This is a genomic window from Sinorhizobium sp. GQ132, from assembly GCF_059758575.1.
In genome coordinates, this window is the sequence record NZ_JCAXDX010000005.1 from 254,391 (window position 1) to 274,451 (window position 20,061).

Annotated in this window: 16 protein-coding genes; 6 read left to right on the top strand and 10 right to left on the bottom strand. The window is 63.4% G+C overall.

The genetic code is table 11. The features are described 5' to 3' along the window. The first annotated feature begins 11 nt into the window (after positions 1–11). The 3 genes from AC6CIG_RS15470 (at position 12) to AC6CIG_RS15480 (ending at position 4,242) form a co-directional block, all read left to right on the top strand. On the top strand, positions 12–1,076 hold the full coding sequence (locus tag AC6CIG_RS15470) for an ABC transporter ATP-binding protein (RefSeq protein WP_127709035.1): 1,065 nt from the start codon (positions 12–14) through the stop codon (positions 1,074–1,076). Between the two features lie 81 nt (positions 1,077–1,157). Then, positions 1,158–3,206, top strand: coding sequence for a bifunctional aldolase/short-chain dehydrogenase (locus tag AC6CIG_RS15475; protein ID WP_127709033.1), 2,049 nt, complete (start codon positions 1,158–1,160; stop codon positions 3,204–3,206). A gap of 19 nt (positions 3,207–3,225) precedes the next feature. Next, positions 3,226–4,242, top strand: coding sequence for a glycerol-3-phosphate dehydrogenase (locus AC6CIG_RS15480; protein WP_127709031.1), 1,017 nt, complete (start codon positions 3,226–3,228; stop codon positions 4,240–4,242). Positions 4,243–4,276: 34 nt separating this feature from the next. On the opposite strand, the gene hemH is transcribed toward AC6CIG_RS15480, so the two are convergent. The 4 genes from hemH to AC6CIG_RS15500 form a co-directional block, all read right to left on the bottom strand. Further along, positions 4,277–5,311 carry a ferrochelatase gene (gene hemH, locus AC6CIG_RS15485; protein ID WP_127709029.1) on the bottom strand — a complete coding sequence of 345 codons (1,035 nt, stop codon included), beginning with the start codon at positions 5,309–5,311 and terminating at the stop codon, positions 4,277–4,279. A gap of 124 nt (positions 5,312–5,435) precedes the next feature. After that, positions 5,436–7,367, bottom strand: coding sequence for a 5'-nucleotidase C-terminal domain-containing protein (locus AC6CIG_RS15490; protein ID WP_437408064.1), 1,932 nt, complete (start codon positions 7,365–7,367; stop codon positions 5,436–5,438). Positions 7,368–7,556: 189 nt separating this feature from the next. Next, a complete protein-coding gene (gene omp10 / locus AC6CIG_RS15495; protein ID WP_003531074.1) occupies positions 7,557–7,925 on the bottom strand; it encodes an outer membrane lipoprotein Omp10 in 369 nt (122 codons plus the stop codon). 298 nt (positions 7,926–8,223) lie between these two features. Next, positions 8,224–9,675 carry a homospermidine synthase gene (locus tag AC6CIG_RS15500; protein ID WP_018096789.1) on the bottom strand — a complete coding sequence of 484 codons (1,452 nt, stop codon included), beginning with the start codon at positions 9,673–9,675 and terminating at the stop codon, positions 8,224–8,226. Positions 9,676–10,064: 389 nt separating this feature from the next. On the opposite strand from AC6CIG_RS15500, the gene AC6CIG_RS15505 reads away from it, so the two are divergent. Continuing rightward, positions 10,065–11,015, top strand: coding sequence for a sensor domain-containing diguanylate cyclase (locus tag AC6CIG_RS15505; RefSeq protein WP_164866789.1), 951 nt, complete (start codon positions 10,065–10,067; stop codon positions 11,013–11,015). On the opposite strand, the gene AC6CIG_RS15510 is transcribed toward AC6CIG_RS15505, so the two are convergent. Genes AC6CIG_RS15510 through AC6CIG_RS15520 form a run of 3 tightly spaced genes read right to left on the bottom strand, consistent with a single transcriptional unit; the run spans position 10,980 to position 14,698 of the window. Beyond that, positions 10,980–11,606: an aminotransferase class IV family protein gene (locus AC6CIG_RS15510; RefSeq protein ID WP_127709023.1), complete on the bottom strand. Its 627-nt coding sequence runs from the start codon at positions 11,604–11,606 to the stop codon at positions 10,980–10,982. The genes AC6CIG_RS15505 and AC6CIG_RS15510 overlap by 36 nt on opposite strands. After that, positions 11,603–12,760: an aminodeoxychorismate synthase component I gene (locus AC6CIG_RS15515; protein ID WP_127709021.1), complete on the bottom strand. Its 1,158-nt coding sequence runs from the start codon at positions 12,758–12,760 to the stop codon at positions 11,603–11,605. Before AC6CIG_RS15515 ends, AC6CIG_RS15510 begins: the two co-directional genes overlap by 4 nt. Before the next feature lie 54 nt (positions 12,761–12,814). Beyond that, positions 12,815–14,698 (bottom strand): M3 family oligoendopeptidase, encoded by a 1,884-nt coding sequence (locus AC6CIG_RS15520; RefSeq protein WP_100672946.1) that lies wholly within the window; start codon positions 14,696–14,698, stop codon positions 12,815–12,817. A 199-nt stretch (positions 14,699–14,897) separates the two neighbouring features. Between AC6CIG_RS15520 and AC6CIG_RS15525 the strand changes: the two genes are divergently transcribed. Together AC6CIG_RS15525 and AC6CIG_RS15530 are read left to right on the top strand one after the other, a co-directional pair. After that, on the top strand, positions 14,898–16,436 hold the full coding sequence (locus AC6CIG_RS15525; protein ID WP_018096794.1) for a sigma-54-dependent transcriptional regulator: 1,539 nt from the start codon (positions 14,898–14,900) through the stop codon (positions 16,434–16,436). A gap of 180 nt (positions 16,437–16,616) precedes the next feature. Beyond that, positions 16,617–18,440, top strand: coding sequence for a peptidoglycan L,D-endopeptidase MepK (locus tag AC6CIG_RS15530; RefSeq protein WP_127709019.1), 1,824 nt, complete (start codon positions 16,617–16,619; stop codon positions 18,438–18,440). A 68-nt stretch (positions 18,441–18,508) separates the two neighbouring features. On the opposite strand, the gene AC6CIG_RS15535 is transcribed toward AC6CIG_RS15530, so the two are convergent. The 3 genes from AC6CIG_RS15535 to AC6CIG_RS15545 form a co-directional block, all read right to left on the bottom strand. Continuing rightward, the gene (locus AC6CIG_RS15535) at positions 18,509–18,781 is read right to left on the bottom strand and encodes a DUF2312 domain-containing protein (protein WP_018096796.1); all 273 of its coding nucleotides are present in this window, start codon (positions 18,779–18,781) and stop codon (positions 18,509–18,511) included. A gap of 107 nt (positions 18,782–18,888) precedes the next feature. Then, positions 18,889–19,194 (bottom strand): DUF1244 domain-containing protein, encoded by a 306-nt coding sequence (locus AC6CIG_RS15540; RefSeq protein WP_127709017.1) that lies wholly within the window; start codon positions 19,192–19,194, stop codon positions 18,889–18,891. Between the two features lie 19 nt (positions 19,195–19,213). Then, the gene (locus AC6CIG_RS15545) at positions 19,214–20,008 is read right to left on the bottom strand and encodes an N-formylglutamate amidohydrolase (protein WP_127709015.1); all 795 of its coding nucleotides are present in this window, start codon (positions 20,006–20,008) and stop codon (positions 19,214–19,216) included. Between the last annotated feature and the right edge of the window lie 53 nt (positions 20,009–20,061).

Sequence of the window (20,061 nt, forward strand, 5' to 3'; positions counted from 1 at the left end):
AGTAACGACCGATGGCGACCGTGGAATATCAGAATATCGGCAAGTCCTTCGGTGCCGTCACGATCATGCGCGACATCTCCTTCCGAATCGAGGACCACGAATTCGTGGTCCTGCTCGGACCGTCGGGCTGCGGCAAGACAACCTTGCTCAGAATGACGGCCGGCCTCGAGGCCGTCAGCGAAGGTGATCTCATGATCGGCGGAAAGCGTGTGAACGACGTGCATCCGCGTGACCGTTCGATCGCCATGGTCTTTCAGAACTACGCGCTCTATCCGACGATGAAGGTCTACGACAACATCGCCTTCAGCCTGGAAGTGGCGAAGGTTCCTTCCGCGGAGATCAAGGAGCGAGTGGAATGGGCGGCCGCAACCCTCAACCTCACCCCCTATCTCGATCGTTACCCAAAGGAGCTTTCCGGCGGCCAGCGCCAGCGCGTCGCCATGGGTCGCGCCATGGTGCGCGAGGCGGAGGTGTTCCTGTTCGACGAGCCGCTGTCGAATCTAGATGCCAAGCTGCGCGCTCATATGCGCACGGAAATCCGCCAGCTGCACAACCGGCTGAAGACCACCACCATCTACGTCACCCATGACCAGATCGAAGCCATGACCATGGCCGACAAGATCGTCGTCATGCGCGCGGGCAAGATCGAGCAGATCGGCTCGCCCGACGACGTCTACGACCGGCCCTCCAGCAAATATGTTGCAGACTTCATCGGCTCTTCGTCCATCAACTTCCTCCCCGGAACCGTGGTGGCGGACAATGGCGCTCCCGCCGTCGATACGGCGGCCGGCCGGCTGGCCGTGGAGGCGTCCCCGGCATTGAAGCCGGGCAGGAAGGTGGTCCTCGGCCTGCGCCCGACCGACGTGGTGGTCGATTCCGCAGGTCCGCTTGCAGCCAAAGCGATCCTCACCGAGCGGCTTGGCCATGACGCGCAGCTTTTCTGCCAGGGCCCGGAGGGAAGCTTCGTCGCGGTCGTCGACAAGGCGGAGCGGTTTTCGGAGGGCGCCGAGGTTCGCTTTGCGATCCCACCCTCCAAGGTGCACGTGTTCGATGCCGAGACCGAGGTCCGCATCTGACCGCTGCGGACCGGACATTACACTATTGATCGACTGGGAGCCGGCCGCTCGAACGCGGTGCCGGCCAGGAAAGGAACTGTCATGAAATCGCGCTGGTTGGACTCCGAATTCACTTCGACCGTAGAGGGCTATGCCGCCAAAGGCGTCAATCCCGATCTTGCGGTCCGCACCTATACGACCCGGCTGCTGGGCTCCGATCCGGAATTGGTATTGCACGGCGGCGGAAACACATCGGTCAAGACCACGTTCAAAGAGATGGACGGCACCGAGATGGAGGTACTCTGCGTCAAGGGCAGCGGATGGGACATGGGTACGATCGAGCCGCAGGGACTGCCGGCGGTGCGCTTGCAGCCGCTGCAGGCGATGATCGGCTTCGAGACGCTCTCCGACGACGACATGGTGATGCTCCAACGCCGCCTGCTTATCGATCCAGCTTCGCCCAACCCGTCCGTCGAAGCCATCCTGCATGCGATCCTTCCCTTCAAGCACATCGATCACACCCATGCGAATGCGATCGTTTCGCTCACCAATCAGCCGCATGGCGAAGAGTTGATCCGAGAACTCTTTCCCGAGTCGATCATCGTTCCCTATGTGATGCCGGGCTTCGATCTGGCGAAGGCCTGCGATGCCGCCTTCAAGGCAAACCCGAAGGGCGATGGCATGATCCTGCTGAAGCACGGCATCTTCACCTGGTCGGACGAGCCGCGAGAGGCCTATGAGGACATGATCGCCAAGATAGACAAGGCCGAGCGGCGTCTTTCTGAGGGCAGGGCGAAGCCGTTCGCGGGCATCGTCCTTCCCGACAACCTGGCCTCCGCCGCGGAGATTGCGCCGATCCTGCGCGGGGCTTTGGCGATCGAGACGGGCCTCGAGGGTACCCCGAAGCGGTTCGTTCTGGAGCACCGTACAGGCGAGAAGATCCTCGAATTCTGCAACGCCGAAAACGTCGACAGCCTGACGCGCCGCGGCAATGCGACACCGGAGCACGTGATCCACATCAAACGCTTCGGAGTGGCACTGCCGGCGCCGCAAAAGGACAGGCTCGGCGAATGGGCAGAGCAGGCGCGGGCGGCGGTTGCCGCCTTCGAGGCCGACTACAGGAACTATTTCGAGCGCAACAATGCCCGTGTCGGCGGTGGCAAGCGGATGCTCGACCCGAAGCCTCGGGTGTTTTATGTCGCCGGCATCGGCCTCTTCGCCGCCGGCGCGGCGCGAAAGAATGCGATCGTCGGTGCGGACGTGGCGGAAGCAACCATCGACGTCATCACCAAAGCGGAAGGCATCGAGGCGTTCGAGGCGCTCTCTGAGGCCGATCTCTTCGACATCGAATACTGGTCGCTTGAGCAGGTGAAGCTGGCAAAGGTGCAGGAAAAGCCTTTGACCCGACAGGTGGCGATCGTTACCGGCGCAGCAAGCGGGCTGGGCCTCGCGGTGGCAGAGGCACTGAAGGCGGAGGGTGCCGAACTCGCGCTCTTCGACATTTCCGAGGACGCGCTGAACGCGGCTGCGAAAAAGCTCGGCGCGCTGCCGGTGCTGTGCGACGTGACCCATCCGGAGGCGGTAGACGCAGCCGTCGCCAAGGCCGTGGCGCATTATGGCGGTGTCGACATTCTGATCTCGAATGCCGGGGCCGCCTTCCAGGGAAAGCTGCTTGGCGTCGACGAGGCGACCTTCCGCAGAGCCTTCGACCTTAACTTCTGGAGCCATCACTATGTCGCGCGTGCCGTGGTACGCGTCATGGAGCAGCAGAAAACGGGCGGCGCGCTGGTGTTCAACGTCTCCAAACAAGCGGTGAATCCCGGCGCGGATTTCGGCCCCTACGGGACTTCAAAGGCGGCGCTGATGGCGCTGATGCGCCAATATGCGATCGAGCACGGCGGCTCCGGCATCACCTCGAACGCCGTCAATGCAGACCGTATCCGTACCGGTCTTATGACCGACAAGATGGTGGAGGAACGCTCGAAGGCGCGGGGCGTGACGCCTGAGGACTATATGCGAGGCAATATGCTTCGCCGCGAGGTGACAGGCGCCGACGTGGCGGCGGCCTTCGTGCATCTGGCCAAGGCACGGACCTCCACCGGCGCGGTCGTCACCGTCGACGGCGGCAATGTCGCCGCGATGATGCGCTGAACAGTCGCGGGGGGCACATATGGCAACGATCCTCGTTTTAGGGGCAGGCGTCATGGGTACTGCCCTTGCCGTGCCTGCCAGCGACAACGGCCACAGGGTACTGCTGGCCGGCACGCCGCTCGACACGCTGCCTGTCAGCAGGATGAAGGCGGGTGAAATCCATCCGAAGCTCGACGCGACGCTTGCCGAAACGGTGACGATCCTCGCGGACGAGGAACTCCGCCCGGAACATGCCGACACGGCGGATCTCATCGTCGTCGGCGTCAGCAGCCCGGGTGTCGCCTGGGCGGCCGACCGGCTGAGCGGTCTGCTGCGCTCGAAAAAGCCGGTGGCTTTCGTGACGAAGGGTCTCGACCGCGAGGGTGAGCGGGTCGTCACCTATGCCGAGACGCTGCCGCCGCGGATCGCCAATATGGAGAGCTTCATCGGCATCGGTGGGCCATGTATCGCGCGCGAGCTTGCCAACCGCTATCCGACGTCCAGCATCTATGCCAGCCGTGACAGGGCGGCCGCGGACTTCGCCGCGGGCTTGATGCGGACACCTTATTACCGGCTCGCGGTGGGTGAGGATGTGACCGGCGTCGAGGCCTGCGCGGCGCTCAAGAATTTCTTCGCAATCGGTGTCAGCGCCATGCAGACCCGCTATCCGGACGGGCTGCGCGCCGACGGCCAGTCAAAAAACCCGACTGCGGCGGCCTTCAATCAGGCGGCTCAGGAAATGGCTTTGCTCTGCGAACGGATCGGCGGCAACCGTGCTTCCGCTTTCGACCGCGCCGGCATCGGCGATCTGCACGTGACGGTGGGCGGCGGACGCAACAGCCGGCTCGGTCACGGCCTCGGGCTTGGCCGAACCGTTGCGAACGTGATGTCGGGCGAGCTCGGCGGCGAAACGGTCGAAGGCATCGACACCGCACGGATGGTCGGCTCGTTGTTGCGGCAAATCGACGATGCTGCCACCCTTCTGCCTCTCGCAACCGCCATTACGAACGCCATAGTCGAGGACGGCGTATTCGCCTTCGACTTCGGGAGGATTTAGGTCGCGGCGATTCCCGGTCGGGAATGGCGCTGTTCTACAACCAACCTTCCAGCTCGCGGCGCACGACGTGGTTGAGCACCGCCATGCCCTCAGGGCTGTCGTTCAGACAGGGGATATGGGCGAATTGTTCGCCGCCATTGTGGTGGAAGCTCTCGGCTGCCTGCCCGGCGATCTCTTCGAGCGTTTCCAGACAGTCGGAAACAAAGCCCGGATTGATGACGGCGATCTTCTTCACACCCTCCTTGGCCAGCCGTTCCACGGTGGCGTCGGTATAGGGTTGCAGCCACTCCTCGGGGCCGAATCGCGACTGGAAGGTCACCTGCAGCTTTTCTTTCGGCCAGCCAAGCTTTTCGCGCAGAAGGCGTGCGGTCTTCTGACACTGGCAATAATAGGGATCTCCCTTTTCGAAATAGCTTTTCGGGATCCCGTGGAACGAGGCGAGCACCAGCTCCGGCTCCCAGTCGAGCGTCGCGAGATGCTTGGTGATCGAGGTGGCCAGGGCATCGATGTAGACCGGGTCGTCGTGATAGGGAGGCACGGTTCTGAGCGCCGGCTGCCAGCGCATCTTGAGCAAGGCCTCGAAGGCCTTGTCGTTGACTGTGGCGGTGGTGGCGGCGGCATATTGCGGATAGAGCGGGAAGACGAGGATCCGCTCGCATCCGGCTTTCTGCAGCGCCTCGATGCGCGACGCGATGGAGGGCTGGCCATAGCGCATCGCCCAGTCGACGACGACCTGCGGCCGACCGCCGAAGGCATCCGCCATCAGTGCCGCCTGATTGCGCGTATAGGTTCTGAGCCAGCTTTCGTTCAGTTCCTTGTTCCAGATGAGCTCGTAGGCCTTGCCGACCTTGCGCGGACGTGTGTTGAGCACGATGCCGTAGAGGATCGGGTACCAGAAGAGACGCGACCATTCGATCACGCGGCGGTCGCTCAGAAACTCCCGCAGATAGCGGCGCATCGAGGCGACGTCGGTACCGTCCGGCGTGCCCAGATTGACGAGGAGCACGCCGACCTTTCCGTAGCTGATGGCGGGGTGATTGGTGTTCGGCTCGGCATCCATGGCGGTCATTTCGGTCCTCGTGAGGCGCGCACCTTTGCAAGGTGGTGGTCGCGCCGGCAGTTTCAAAGCCTTCTAAGAAGAAAAACCGGCGCGGGAAAGCCCGCGCCGGTCCCAAATGTCGAGGCAAATCGTCTTACTCGGCCGGGATGTCCAGCTCGCGGCCGATTTCAAGCGCTCGCGGCGCCGGATCCCCGTTGGCGGCCGATATCTTCCTCCATTCGGTGCCGCTGCCGTAAAAGGAGTCCGCGAGGTCCCACAGCGTATCGCCGCGCGCTATGACGTGCTTGCGTGGGCCTTCGGCAGCGGCTGCCGCCGGGGGCGAAGCCTCGAGAGCAGTGGTGGCCGCTTCGCTTTCCGCCGGCTTTGCGGCGGCCTGCGGCTCCGGTGCGGCGGCTTCCGGCTCCGGTGCGGCGGCGTCCGGCTCCGGTGCAGCGCTGGGCGCGGCCTCCGGGGCTGCGGCAGCCACTTCCGTGATGCGGCCGTCGGTGTAGGGCTTGAAGGGCTGGTGGGCGGCGAGGTAGTCGGCGAGCACGGTTTCGAGGCCCGGACCGTAATCATAGGCATTCTCGCCCTTGTCCTTGAAGACGGCGTAACCGTCGCCGCCGCCGCGCATGAAGTTGTTGCTGACGAGCGAATAGGTCTTTTCCGGATCGAGTGCCGCGAACGCGTCACCCTCCTTGACCTCGACGCTGACGAGCCGGCTGCCGGCGGGCTTCGAACGATCGAACGAATATTTGAGGCCCGCGACCTGCGGGAAGCGCCCGCCGCCTTCTTCGACCTGGCTGAGCCCGTTTTCAAGGGCTGCGCGGATGTCGGAGCCCTTCAGCTGGAAGGTGGAAAGCGTGTTCTGGAAGGGCAGGACGGTGATGACTTCGCCCATCGTCACGTCGCCGCCGTCGATCGAGGCGCGCAAGCCTCCGCCGTTGGTGATGGCGACCGTCACGCCCTGGCCCTTGACGCGATCGAGCATCGCGTCGGCCACGAGACTGCCCATTTCGCACTCCTTGGCGCGGCAGGTCTCGCGCGATCCGTCGATCGGCGCCTCGGTTTTGGCAATCACTTTCGATCGCAACTCTTCGATGGGCTTTGCGAGTTCCTTGATCCGTGCGGCCACGGCCTCGTCCGGCTTCACGGAGGAATCGACGAGGATCGGGTCGCCCTTGGCGGCCTTGACGACGCCGTCGTCGTCGAACGTCACCACGAGGTCGCCGAGATATTTGCTGTAGGAGCCGGCCTGTACCACCGGCACCTGGTAGCCGCCGGGGTTGTCGACCATGGTGGGATATGGCCCCTCGGCCTTCTCGTCGGTGTTGGACAGCAGACTGTGGGAATGGCCGCCGACCACCACGTCGACGTCCGGGATCTTGGCGATCGCCGCGAGGTCGCGCGGATAGCCGACATGGGTCAGCGCGATGATCTTGTCGACGCCCTGCTTCTTGATCTCTTCGATCGCGCTGGCGATCGTCGCCACGTCCTCGCCGATCAGAATGTCCGGCCCGACCGAGGAGAGCTCAGGCGTGTCATTTGCGACCGCGCCGACGATGCCGATCTTTTCGCCGCCGACATCCAGAACGATCGACGGCTTGATCCGATCGCCGATCTTCGATTTGTGACTCGGCAGGACATTGGCGGTGACGACGGGGAAGGTCACCTTGTCGAGGAAGCTCGCAAGGCCATCTTCGGCTTCGTCGAATTCGTGGTTGCCGACGGTCATCGCGTCGAACTTCATCAGGTTGAGGAACTCCGCTTCCGCGGTGCCCTTGTAGGTGGTGAAGAAGAGCGAGCCCTGGAAATTGTCGCCGGCGTTGAGCAGGAGCACGTTCTTGCCCGTCAGTTCCTGGCGCTTCTGGTCTATCAGCGTCTTGAGGCGGGCGACGCCTCCGAAGCACTCGTTCTTGCCCTCTTCCTCGGCCGAACAGGTCGAATCGAATTTGTTGATCGATTCGATGCGCGAATGAAGGTCGTTGATGTGCAGGATGTTCAGTTCATAATCGGCAAAAGCTGCGCCCGAAGAGAGCGCGAGAAGGGAAGCGGCAACGAGGCCGGTCCGCATGTGTCTGATCATGGTGTGCTCCTGTGTGCTGCCGGCCGAGTCGCAGGTAAGACCCGCCGCGCTGCAGCGGATGTTTTCACCAGTCGGGATCGACTTCAAGCCGCAAACGCATGCCGACGCCGCCGGATTTCAGACAAGGTTAAGCCGTCCCGGCAAGAAAAAGGGCCCGTCCAGGGCCCTCGTTCATCATCTGGCGCCGTGTCAGCCGCGGCGCGCCAGCGAGAACTGTGCGCCGGAGTCCGTCGTGCAGTTCAGCTGCGCCGGCGTTGCCAGCGCACAGTTGACCTTGGACTGGGTGTTGCGCACCAGCGAGGTCATGTTGATTTCCACCAGCGTCGGGCTGACGTTCACATAGTTGCCGGAGGCGAGAAGCTGGTTGGTGTCGGTCGTGCGCGTCGAGAAGGTGCCGCCTGCGAAAGTGGAGACGATGCCGTTCGGATCGACCCAGGAACCCTCGACACCCGTCGCCTGCGGCGCCGACGACATTGGCCGGAGTTCCCGAGGCTGAGACTGACAGGATGCCAGCGCGGCGGCAGTTGCCAGGAGGGTGAGGATGGCGAATGGCTTCATCGGCGTTTCTCCCGCGTCACGAGTTGAGCGGGATGCGAACGCAAAACCGCTTCATACTTTCCTGTCCCGCTCTACCGCATAATTCCGTGAATCGAAACCGATCGACGCACAATTGTGCGGCGTCTCACAGCACCGCAACGACCGTTGTGCGTCTTTTGAGACACGCGTGCGCGAAACATGCCGCGATCATGAGTTGAAAGCAAGAGCGGGCATGCGCGCGGCGCGCTCGGCATTCGAATAGAAAAGGCCCGGAGCAGGACTGCTCCGGGCCGACAGGGCGTGCTTCGTCGCGTGATCCTCAGCGGACGAGGATGTTCCTGAACTGCCAGGGGTCCTTCGTGTCGATGTCTTCCGGGAAAAGGCCCGGGCGCCCGTCGAGCGGCGTCCAGTCGGTGTAGTGCCCCTCGACGGGGCCGAGATAAGGCATCTGCACTTCCAGGCAGCGCTTGTAGTCCATCTCGTCGGCTTCGACGATGCCGGCCTTCGGGTTCTCCAAAGCCCAGACCATGCCGGCAAGAACGGCGCTCGTGACCTGCAGGCCGGTGGCGTTCTGATAGGGCGCGATGCGGCGTGTCTCTTCCAGCGAGAGGCGGGAGCCGTACCAGTAGGCGTTCCTGGCATGGCCGTAGAGCAGCACGCCGAGCTCGTCGACGCCGTCCACGAGCTCGTGCTCGTCGAGGACGTGCAGCTCCGGCTGCGCCGTGCCGCCGTTGCCGAACATCTCGTGCAGCGAGAGAACGGCGTCATTGGCCGGGTGATAGGCGTAATGGCAGGTCGGGCGGTAGGAAACGTCGCCGTCCTTATCGCGGACGGTGAAGAAGTCGGCGATCGAGATCGCTTCGTTGTGCGTGACCAGGAAGCCGTATTGCGGGCCGGGCGTCGGGCACCAGCTGCGCACTCGGGTGTTTGCACCCGGCTGCTCCAGGTAGATCGCCGCCTTGCAGCCCTTCTTGTGCTTCTTGGCGTTTTTCGGCATCCAGTTCTCGTGGGTGCCCCAGCCGAGCTCGGCCGGCTGCAGGCCTTCCGAAATGAAGCCTTCCACCGACCAGGTGTTCCAGAACACGTTGAGCGGTTTCGGGTGCTTGGCGCGCTGGGTGTCGCGCTCGGCGATGTGAATGCCCTTGACGCCCGCTTTCTTCATCAGCTTCGCCCAGCCTTCCCGGTCGTCCTGATGCGGCTCTTCGTATTTCAGGCCGAGATCGTCGGCGAGATTGAGAAGGGCCTTCTTGACGAACCAGGAGACCATGCCGGGATTGGCGCCGCAGGTCGAAACCGCCGTGGTGCCGCCCGGGTTCTTTTCCTTCTCCCGGCGTACCGTTTCGCGCAGGGCGTAATTCGTGCGCTCGGAATTGTCCATTTCGGCATCGAAGTAGAAGCCGAGCCACGGTTCGACGACCGTGTCGACATAGAGGACGTCGAGCTTGCGGCAAAGCTTCATCAGGTCGAGCGACGAGGTGTCGACAGAGAGATTGACGCAGAAGCCCTGGCCGCCGCCTTCCGTCAGGAGCGGCTTCAGCAGTTCCTTGTAGTTGTCCTTGGTGACGGCCGCCCGCACGTGCCGCACGCCATGGCGCGCGAATATTTCCGCGTCCTTGGCGTCCTCACGGGGCTCCACCACGATCAACCGGTTCTTGTCGTATTTGAAGTGGCGCTCGATCAGCGGCAAGGTGCCGTGGCCGATCGACCCAAAGCCGATCATCACGATCGGGCCGGCGATCTCGCCATAAACCGGATAGGTGGTGTCTGCCATTTTTGTCTTTCTCCTGAGAAAACATCCCTGTGCGATGCTTGGATGCGCGCGAGAAGCGAGCCTCGAATTCCTGATGAGGACTGCATGTCGGGCAGAACCACTCAGGCAAACTATAGAGTGCAGCGGACTTTCGTGCGTCTGGATAGATGCGCGGCGCTGTAGAGCACAGTTTCCTGTCACAATAAAGAGCGGTCCCGTCAAGGCGGCACCTGCGACTTTGCTTAACCGGCTATCTTCCAGGGGCAGCGATGCCGCGGCCGCACCGGCACGACTTCGGGTCGATTCCGGAATCATCGCGATGCGGGCAGCTTGCCGCAAGCGCATCGTGCTATAGCTTCAACAGAGCCCATTGCCTCGCATCGCGACCGAAGTTCCTGGAGCAGACCAACGTGACTGGTGATCACCTCAAGGCCCTGATGGGCTTGCAAGCCGCAACGCCGGTGCTCATCGCGCTCTATGATCCGCAGGATCGGCTGCGCTACGCCAATGAAGCCTTTCGATCGGCCTACCACGTCGGCGAGGGCGAAGCGCCGACCTGGGCGGAGATCATGCGCCGCAATCATGCCGCGGGCAGGGGCACCGTTCTCAAGACTGACGACCTCGAAGGCTGGATCGCCGCCACGGTCCACCGGCGCGGGAAGGTGCCTTTCCGCACGGTCGAGACCGACCTTCACGACGGCCGCTGGCTTTGGATGACGGAGACCGTGGACCAGAAAGGCTGGATGCTGTGCATCGCCGTCGACATTACGGAGGTGCGGGCGGGGGAGCGCAAGCTTCGCCAGGACCGGGATTTCGCGCTCAGGGCCTCACAGGTGGACGAACTCACCAGCGTGCCCAACCGGCGCTACACGATGGAAAGGCTCAACGAGTTCATCCGCAACTGCGCCGAGAACCCGCACATGTGGGGGTGCGTGGCAATCATAGACATCGACTATTTCAAGGCGATCAACGATCGCTATGGCCATCATCGCGGTGATGAGGTCTTGCTCGACTTCGCCCGGCAGATGCAGGAATTCGTCCGGCGCTCCGATTGCTTCGGGCGGATCGGCGGCGAAGAGTTCATGCTGATCCTGCCGGACACCACCGTCAGCGAAGCGAACCTCATCCTCGATCGGCTGCTGGACAGGGTCCGCAACGCCAGACCGCTTTCGAACATACCGGAGTTCTTCTACACCTGTTCGGTAGGACTTGCGGAGTATCGGGAGGGCGACAGCGTCAGGGACATTTATTCACGCGCGGACGATGCCCTTTACATCGCCAAGCGTGAAGGGCGCGATCGCGTCAAGCGCCATACGCTACCCGGATCAGACCGTGAGTTCAGCCCGGATCAGACCCCTTAGGGAATTGCCGATGTAAAGACGGCCGCTTGCGAGGTCGGCGGGAGCCAATCGCTCGACCCGTGCTCGCCGCTGGCAGATGAGCTCCGTGCGCAGAACGCCGGCGAGGAGGCCGCAGGCGATCGGCGGCGTCTTCAAGTACCCGCTGCCGTCATCGAGAAAGACCGACGTTATCGTCCCCTCACAGACTTCCCCCTTTTCATTGAGCAGGATGACCTCGTCGGCCTCGGCCGTGGAAAACTCGCTGCGTGCCGCCTCGTAGCGGCTCCGGCGCGTGGTCTTCATCCGGAGGAGGCGGTCGCTGGAATCGAGCCGCGTCGAGGCGATCCGCACCCGCCACGCCGCGCCGTCGGCAAGCGGCACGAAGGGCGCCGTCGTCACGTCGATGCTGCCGTCGCGGTCGAGCGTGAGGCGCACGCGCAGCGGCGCTCGCGCGCCCGCAACGGCTCGCTCCAGCGTCGCCTCGGCTGCGGCCGCACCTGAAAAGCCGAGGCGCCTGGCGGAGCGCGTCAGTCGCGCCAGATGCAGCCGCAGCCTCGTAAAGCCATTCTCCGGTTCGTAGCGCAGCGTCTCGATCAGGGAAAAACCGGTCATCGGGCGATCTCGGCATCGCCGACGGCGAAGCGGGCCTTCAGCAGGCATTCCTCGTACTCTGCCTCGGCCTTGGAATCGAAGACGATGCCGCCGCCGACATTGAACACAGCCCGGCCCCCGGCAAAGAGCGATATGGTGCGGATCGCGACGTTGAAGCGCATCGTGCGGTTCGGGGCGATGTAGCCGATCGCGCCGCAATAGGCGTCACGCGGCCCGGACTCCAGATCGTGGAGAATTTCCATCGCCCGAATCTTCGGGGCGCCGGTCACGGAGCCGCAGGGAAAGAGCGCGGCGAAAATGTCGGCGATGCCGATCTCGGGCAGAAGCTTCGCCCTGACGTGGCTCACCATCTGGTGGACCGTCGGATAGGTCTCGATGTCGAAGAGCTTCGGCACGTCGAGCGTGCCGACTTCGGTCACGCGGGAGATGTCGTTGCGCAGAAGGTCGACGATCATGCGGTTCTCGGCTTGCGTCTTCTCGTCGGCGCGCATCGCCGCGATGATCGCGTCATCCTCATCAGGGCTCGCGCCGCGCCGCGCCGTGCCCTTCATCGGATGCGTCTCGATCCAGCCGTCGGCGTCGACCCGGAAGAAAAGTTCCGGCGAGCGCGAGATCAGGACCGGGCCGTCGAGGGCGACGAGCGCGCCGTATTTCACCGGCTGACGCTCGATCAACGACCAGAATGCGGCGAGCGGATCGCCGGACCAGCGCGCATGGATCGGCATGGTCAGGTTGGCCTGGTAGCAATCGCCCTGGCGCAGATGCCGGTGCAGCTTTTCGAAGCGCTGGCGATAAGCAGGAAAATCCCAGCCTGCACGAGGCTCCGCGAGGAGGGGCTCGTTCTCGATGCGCCGCTGCGGCACCGCAAGCGGATGGTCCTTTGCCGGCGCGTCGAAGACGCCGAAGGACATCAGCGGCGTTTCCCGGTTCTCCGGCGCGAAGGGGGCCAGTTTCTTCTCGAAAAGATGGCCCGCTTCGTAGGCCATGAAGCCCGCGATCCATTTGCCGGCACGATGGGCCGCCTCGATTTCGCCAAGGCCGCGGTGGAACTCAGCCCTCGTCCGTGCCGTGATGACGCGCAAAGGCTCGGCGAAAACCGTCGTGCGGTTCTCGCTGTCGTCCCGAAAGAGGACATAGGGCGCGTGTTCGATCATCGAGGTCGGTCGCTGTCAATTCGGTCCGACGGGGGCCGATACGGCCCGAGCGGGTCACGCCTTATCAAGCGCCTCCAGTTCGTCGATGAGCCCTTCAATCATCGACAGGCCCTGTGCCCAGAACGACGGATCGGTGGCGTCGAGCCCGAAGGGCGCGAGAAGTTCGGAATGATGCTTCGTTCCACCCGCCTTCAGCATCTCGAAATATTTCTCCTGGAAGCCGCGCTCGGCGTTCTGATAGACGGCATAGAGGGAGTTCACCAGGCAATCGCCGAAGGCATAGGCATAGACGTAGAAGGGCGAATGGATGAAGTGGGGGATATAGGCCCAGTAGGTCTCGTAGCTCTCAGAAAGCCGGATCGCCGGGCCGAGGCTTTCGCTCTGCACCGATAGCCATATCCGGCCCAGGTCCTCGGCCGTCAGCTCGCCTTCCTTGCGGGCCGTATGCACCTTGCGCTCGAAATCATAGAAGGCGATCTGCCGGACGACCGTGTTGATCATGTCCTCGACCTTCTGCGCAAGCATCGCCTTGCGTTCGCGCTTGTCCTTGGTCCGGTCGAGGAGCGCGCGGAAGGTCAGCATCTCGCCGAACACGGATGCGGTTTCCGCAAGCGTCAGCGGCGTCGAGGCCATCAGCGCGCCCTGGGCGCCGGCAAGGACCTGATGGACGCCATGGCCGAGCTCGTGAGCGAGCGTCATCACGTCGCGCGGCTTGCCCATGTAGTTGACCAGAACATAGGGGTGCACGGAAGGGACGGTCGGATGCGCGAAAGCGCCCGGCGCCTTGCCCGGTCGGACCGGCGCGTCGATCCAGCTATCGTCGAAGAAGCGCCGCGCGATCGCCGCCATTTCCGGGGCGAAGGCGTGATAGGCGGAAAGGACCGTATCCCTTGCTTCGTTCCAGGGAATAAGCGCGTTCGGCGTTTCCGGCAGAGGGGCGTTCCGATCCCAGAAATCCATCTGCTCCATGCCGAGCCACTTGGCCTTCATCGCATAATAGCGGTGCGAGAGCCGGGGGTAGGCGGCCTTCACCGATGCTGCCAGAGCGTCCACGACCTCACGTTCCACCCGGTTGGCGAGATGGCGGCTGTCGGCGATATCCTCGAAACCGCGCCAGCGGTCGGAGATTTCCTTGTCCTTCGCAAGCGTGTTGGTGACGAGGGTGAAGGTGCGGATATTCGCTTTGAAGGTTTCCGCGAGCGCAAGCGCGGCCTTCTTGCGCACTTCGACTGAAGGGTCCTGCAGAAGGTTGAGCGTCACTTCCAGCGGCTGCTCCTTGCCGTCCACCGAAAAGGTCAGCGATGCGATCGTCTCGTCGAAGAGCCGGTTGAAGGCGTTTGCGCCGGTCATGGACTTTTCGAGGAAAAGCTGCTCCAGCCTGTCGTCGAGCTGGAAGGGCTTGTCCTTGCGCAGGTCGAGGATCCAGGGCCGATAGTGGGCGGCAAGGCTGTCGGTCGCGAGGGCGGCGTCGATCACCTTGTCGTCGATGCGGTTGAGTTCCAGCGAGAAGAACAGGAGATGCGCCGATATGTCGGTAAGCTTCGACTGGACGTCGCCGTAGAGCTTTCCGTTCGCCGGATTGGACGTATCGGAGAAATAGGTAAGCCCCGCAAAGGAGGCGATGCGGCCCATGAGGTCGTCCAGCGCCTCGAATTCCTTCACGGCCGCGCCGATGCCCTGATCACCGGTTCGGCCGGCAGCCTCCTTGAGCTTGCCCTTCCACTTCGCTTCGAAGGCGATCGCGTCGGTTTCCGCTTTCGCGAGGTCCGAGCGGAATTCCTCGGAAGAGGGCGAGAGGTAGAGGTCCGTGAGCCGCCAGGACGGCAGCTCGCCGAGCTCGTCCGGCGCTGCTGAAGCCTGTCCGGCCCCGGAATTCACCAGCGAGGCGCGCATGAGGGATTGCCCGGAGGCGGCGAGGCGTGGCGAGGCAAAATTCATCGTCGGTTCTCTCGTTTTGAACAGGCCTTAACCCTGAAGCGAGGCAACGGCATGGCGCCCATTGCTACCGCCCGCGATGGATAAAATGCAAGCATTTCTCAAAACAGGATGTTCAGCCGTTTGTGGGACGAATGGCCGGTATGATTTGGCACATGATGCTGGCCAAAGGTACCCCGCGTGTCCCAAGCAGGAGGCTTTCGTGACATCTCATATTCTTGTCATCGACGACGATCCGGTGCAGCGGCGGCTGTTGACGAACATGATCGAGCGGCTGGGCCATGTCGCGCATCTCGCCGATAACGGGCGCAGCGGGCTCGAACTCCTGCAACGCAAGGGCGGGATCATCAACGTCATCCTGCTCGATCTTCTGATGCCGGAAATGAACGGGCACGGCCTTCTCGAGGCGCTCGCCGAGCGTGGCATCGACATCCCGGTCATCGTTCAGACAGGGCAGGGCGGCATCGAAACGGTGGTCCAGGCGATGCAGGCCGGCGCCTTCGATTTTCTCGTAAAGCCGGTTTCGCCGGAGCGGCTGTCGATCGCCTTGGGCAACGCGCTGAAGATGGCGAGCCGCGACGGCAAGGTCAAAACCGCACGGCGTCCGCGCGGCGGGGCCGTCGGTTTCGACGATATCGTCTCGGCAAGCCCGGCGATGATCCGCGTCATCGATCTCGCGCGCCGCGCTGCCCAGTCGAACATTCCGATCGTGCTCGAGGGCGAGTCGGGCGTCGGCAAGGAAATGGTGGCCCGCGCCATCCAGGCGGCCAGCGACCGGGCGGCGAAGCCTTTCGTCACCGTCAATTGCGGCGCCATTCCCCACAACCTCGTCGAGAGCATTCTCTTCGGTCATGAGAAGGGAGCGTTTACGGGCGCAAGCGAAAAGCACAGCGGCAAGTTCGTCGATGCCGATGGCGGCACCCTCTTTCTCGACGAGATCGGCGATCTTCCGCTCGAGGTCCAGGTAAAACTGTTGCGCGCCGTCCAGCAGGGCGAGATCGAGACGATCGGGGCGCGTCAGCCGCAGAAGGTGAACGTGCGCCTCATCTCGGCCACCAACAAGGACCTCATCACCGAGGTTCGCGAGGGCCGGTTCCGCGAAGATCTCTACTATCGGCTGAACGTCTTCCCGATCACCATTCCGGCGCTACGCCGACGCAAGGAGGATATCCCCGTTCTCGTACGCGCCTTTGTCGAGCGCTTCGCCGCCGAGCAGAGGCTGGATCAGAGGCTGACGGTATCGAGCGGCGCGATGGCGCTGCTGACGTCCTACGACTGGCCGGGCAATATCCGCCAGCTCGAAAACGCCATCTTCCGCGCCGTCGTCCTCGCCGAAGGTCACGAGCTCACGGTCCGGGACTTTCCGCAGGTCGCCACCCAGATACCGGGATACATCGTTGCCGATCGCAGCGGTCTCTCCTGGGGCGAAGCCGGCCCGGAACGCCGTCCCGCTTCCGCTCAGCTCGCCGCCGCCCCGGCCGACGCGGGCCCACGGGAACAACCGCATTCCGAGACGACTCCGGACGGCCGCCTGGAAAACGCCATCGCCAGCCTCAGCGAGGGCGGCGAGGTCAGGAAGCTCGCCGAGGTCGAGGAGGAGCTGATTCGCTTTGCCCTGAAATTCTACCGCGGCCAGATGAGCCAGGTGGCGCGCAAACTGGGAATCGGCCGCTCGACTCTCTATCGCAAACTCAAGGATTACGGCATCGATCCCGACAACCCCTTGCGTGAAGCGGCATAAAATCGACGCATTCACACCTCATTTGCCGTGCAAATCGTCCACCGCCGTTTAGACCTTGTTAGCAAACTGTTCACTATATTATAAGGGGCGGTGAACACTGTGGCATAATTGCCATGCTGTCACCTTATTTGACAGTCATCTGAGACAGCAAAGCACGGTTGTCCGTCGGACGGGGATTGAATGCCAAATTTGTTCGGTTTGGAGGAACCAGTCGGTTCCTTTGCGCGCAGACTCTGCTCGGCGGTCGCTCGAAAGGCGCCCCAGGTCCTGGCGTCCATCGCGCTGGTTTGCTCCCTCGTCACACCCGGGATGGCGCCTCCGGTCGAGGCCGCCGGCCAGACACGCACCCTCAAGCTGTATTTCATCCACACCAAGGAAAAGGCGCAGATCACCTTCAAGCGCAACGGTCGCTACGATCAGAAGGGTTTGCAGCAGATCAATCGTTTCCTGCGCGACTGGCGGCGGAACGAACCGACCAAAATGGATCCGCGCCTGCTCGATCTCGTCTGGGAAGTCTACCAGAAGAGCGGTTCGCGCGACTATATCCACGTCGTTTCCGCCTATCGCTCGCCGGCCACGAACGGCATGCTGAGGTCGCGGTCGAAGGGCGTGGCGAAGAAGAGCCAGCACATGCTCGGCAAGGCGATGGACTTCTATATACCGGACGTGAAGCTCAAGGCGCTGCGTGAGATCGGCATGAAGTTCCAGGTCGGCGGCGTCGGCTATTACCCGACTTCCGGTTCGCCCTTCGTTCATATGGACGTCGGCGGGGTACGCGCATGGCCGCGCATGACGCGCAACGAGCTCGCGCGGCTCTTCCCGGACGGCAAGACCATGCATATTCCCTCCGACGGAAAGCCGCTGCCGGGCTATGAGCAGGCTGTGGCCGATTACAAGCGCCGCGTCGGCGCATCGGCGATCCAGGTCGCAGGCGGCGGCGCCAAGGGGCCGGGCGATACCGGCAAGCGCCGCAACCTCTTCGCCGCGCTCTTCGGCGGAGGCGGCGACGAGGATGAAGAACCCGCGGCAATCGCTGCCGGCGGCGCCGAAGAGGAAGCTCCGGCCAGGGTTCAGACCGCATCGGCGCCGGCGGCCCAGGATGCTCTTCCCGGTGTTGCAGGTTCCACTGCGGCGCCTGCCGGGCAGCAGGATATCAACGCACCGGTGCCGGCCGTGCGACCGGCATTCAAGGAAACTCCGGCTGACGGCGGCGTAGCGGTTGCACTCGTCGCGCCGGAAAAGAACAGTGCCCAGGAGGCGCTGGCAGCTGCCATGCCGCAGACAGCGGCCGTGCCTTCGGAATTCGCGGATCTGAGCACCCTCAAGGTTCCGGTTCCGCAAATGCTCGACCGTCGCGACATGAACGCCTTGATCGCCAACGAGACGCTCGTCGCCTCCGCCGACGGCCAGGCTCAGGAGTTCGGCTTCGTGCCGGTGCCGGGAATGCGTCCGGCCGGCGAAGAGGCGCTCGCGGCCGTGGCTCACGCCGAGGTCACCATTCCCGCTTCTGCGGATGGGCCTGCGCTCGCTTCCGCGGCGCAGCCGCCGAGTGCCGCCGGTACGCGCGTTGCCCTCGCAGCGCCGACCAGCGAGAATCGGGCGCCTGCATTTTCTCCGGCGATCGAGGTCGCGGCCTATGCGCCGCAGTCGGGTTCGGCTTCACGTGAGGCGATCTTCGATAGCGTCTTCGACACGGAGGCCGATGCTCCCTCGAAGGGCGCCCGTCCCAAGAGGCAGGATGCCCAGGCGAAGAGCCGGTCTTCCGTACGCACGGAACCGAAACTGACGCAGAAGATCATTTCCGAGTGGGCACTCTCGGCGGGCCGTGTGGCTACCCTGTCGAAGCCGGTCAAGGCGCCGCGCTTCGTAAGCAAGTCGCTCCGCGTCGCGCCGACGACCGTTTATGCGGCCGGCTTCACCAGCAATAGCGGAGCGGTCGATACGGCGCGCTTCAGCGGCAGCGCGGTCAACTTCATGGAAGTGAAGAAGTTCAACACAAACTGAGCCTTCGATTGCCGCTTAAATATAAAAGCCCGCCAGGTCAGTCCGCCGGCGGGCTTTTTGCCGAGTTGTCAGGCAGCGTCCTCGGATTCGGCGGCAGGGATCATGCCCAGCGCCTGGAGGTAGGTGTCAAGGATCGCTTCCTGTTCCATGCGCTCGTCGGCGTCCTGCTTGCGGATAGAAATCACCTTGCGCAGGATCTTGGCATCGAAGCCCATCGATTTTGCCTCGCCATAGACATCCTTGATGTCGTCGGCGATGGTCTTCTTCTCTTCTTCCAGCCGTTCGATCCGTTCGATGAAAGCGCGAAGCTGGTCGCGGGCAATGCCGTGAGCATCCGACATGGTCGTCTCCTTGTGGGGATGAATTTTCCGGGTGCTGTGAACTGCCGTGAACGGCCGCCGAGGTCAAGGGCGATTGCGCAACAACACAGGCATTTCCCGCGCAGGTCTTACTCCTCCGGGCGATTGCGTTCGAACGCGGCTCTCTGTTCGGGCGAGGCCTCAACCTGGTTCTGCGCCCGCCATTCCTCATAGGGCATGCCGTAGACGATCTCCCGGGATTCCTCCTTGCTCATCGGCACGCCGGAGGCCTCTGCCGCCTCGCGATACCAGTTCGACAGGCAATTGCGGCAGAAGCCGGCGAGGTTCATCAAGTCGATGTTCTGGACGTCGCTGCGTTCGCGCAGATGTTCGAGCAGCCGGCGGAAAGCCGCGGCCTCGAAAGCGGTGCGCTGTTCCGGGCTGATTTCGTTCATCGGGGTGGCCTCCTCTTCTTCAGTCGCTGTAAGCGCCCGTGCGGGACGGGTGTCGCTGGTAGGCATGAAGCTCCGGCAGGGCGTTGAGCGCCGCAAGGATGGGCGTCAGACGCTCCGCCCAGGCGGCGACACCCGCGGCATCGGCGATCAGGTCCTGGCGGACCTCGATCAGCGCATGCGCGATCCCGGGAGCCATGCAGTGCCGGTACATGGTATCGCCACGCAGCGCGCCGTCATAGGGCTCGTTGTTGCCGACGACGATGTCGCCGGCGGCCTCCAGCCGTTCGATCAGCGGAAACACGGCGCGCGGGTCGTTGTCCCAGAGAACCGAGGCATGCCAGGGGCGTGCCACGCCCTTCCAGAAGGGCGTGAAGGAATGCAGGGAAATGACGAGAGGCGCTCTTCCGAAGGCCGCGGCGGACCGGGCGATGGTTTCGGATACGGCCTCGTGGTAGGGGCGGTGAAAGCGCCTTATGCGGTTCTGCCACTCCTCGTCCGAGATCGGGTGGTTGCCCGGAACGATCGCGCCATCGGAAATCTTCATGATTAGGGTGGGGTCGTCTTCGCCGCGATTCGGATCGATCAGGAGGCGCGAGAAACAGCCGAGCACGGCCGGTGCGCCGAGTGCGTCCGACAATCGCCGCGTCAGCGGTTCTATGCCGATATCGTAGGCGATGTGACGCTCGAAGGCGCTTTCGGGCAGGCCGAGCCGGCCATATTCCGGCGGCAGCCGGTTCATTGCATGGTCGGCAACCAGCACGAGACCCTTTGCCGGATCGCCCCCGGTGATCTCGTAAGGAGAGTAATGGTGCATTCGGCTCCTGCCAGGCTAAAGGTACCCACCTGATTGCACGCAAAGCCGCCATT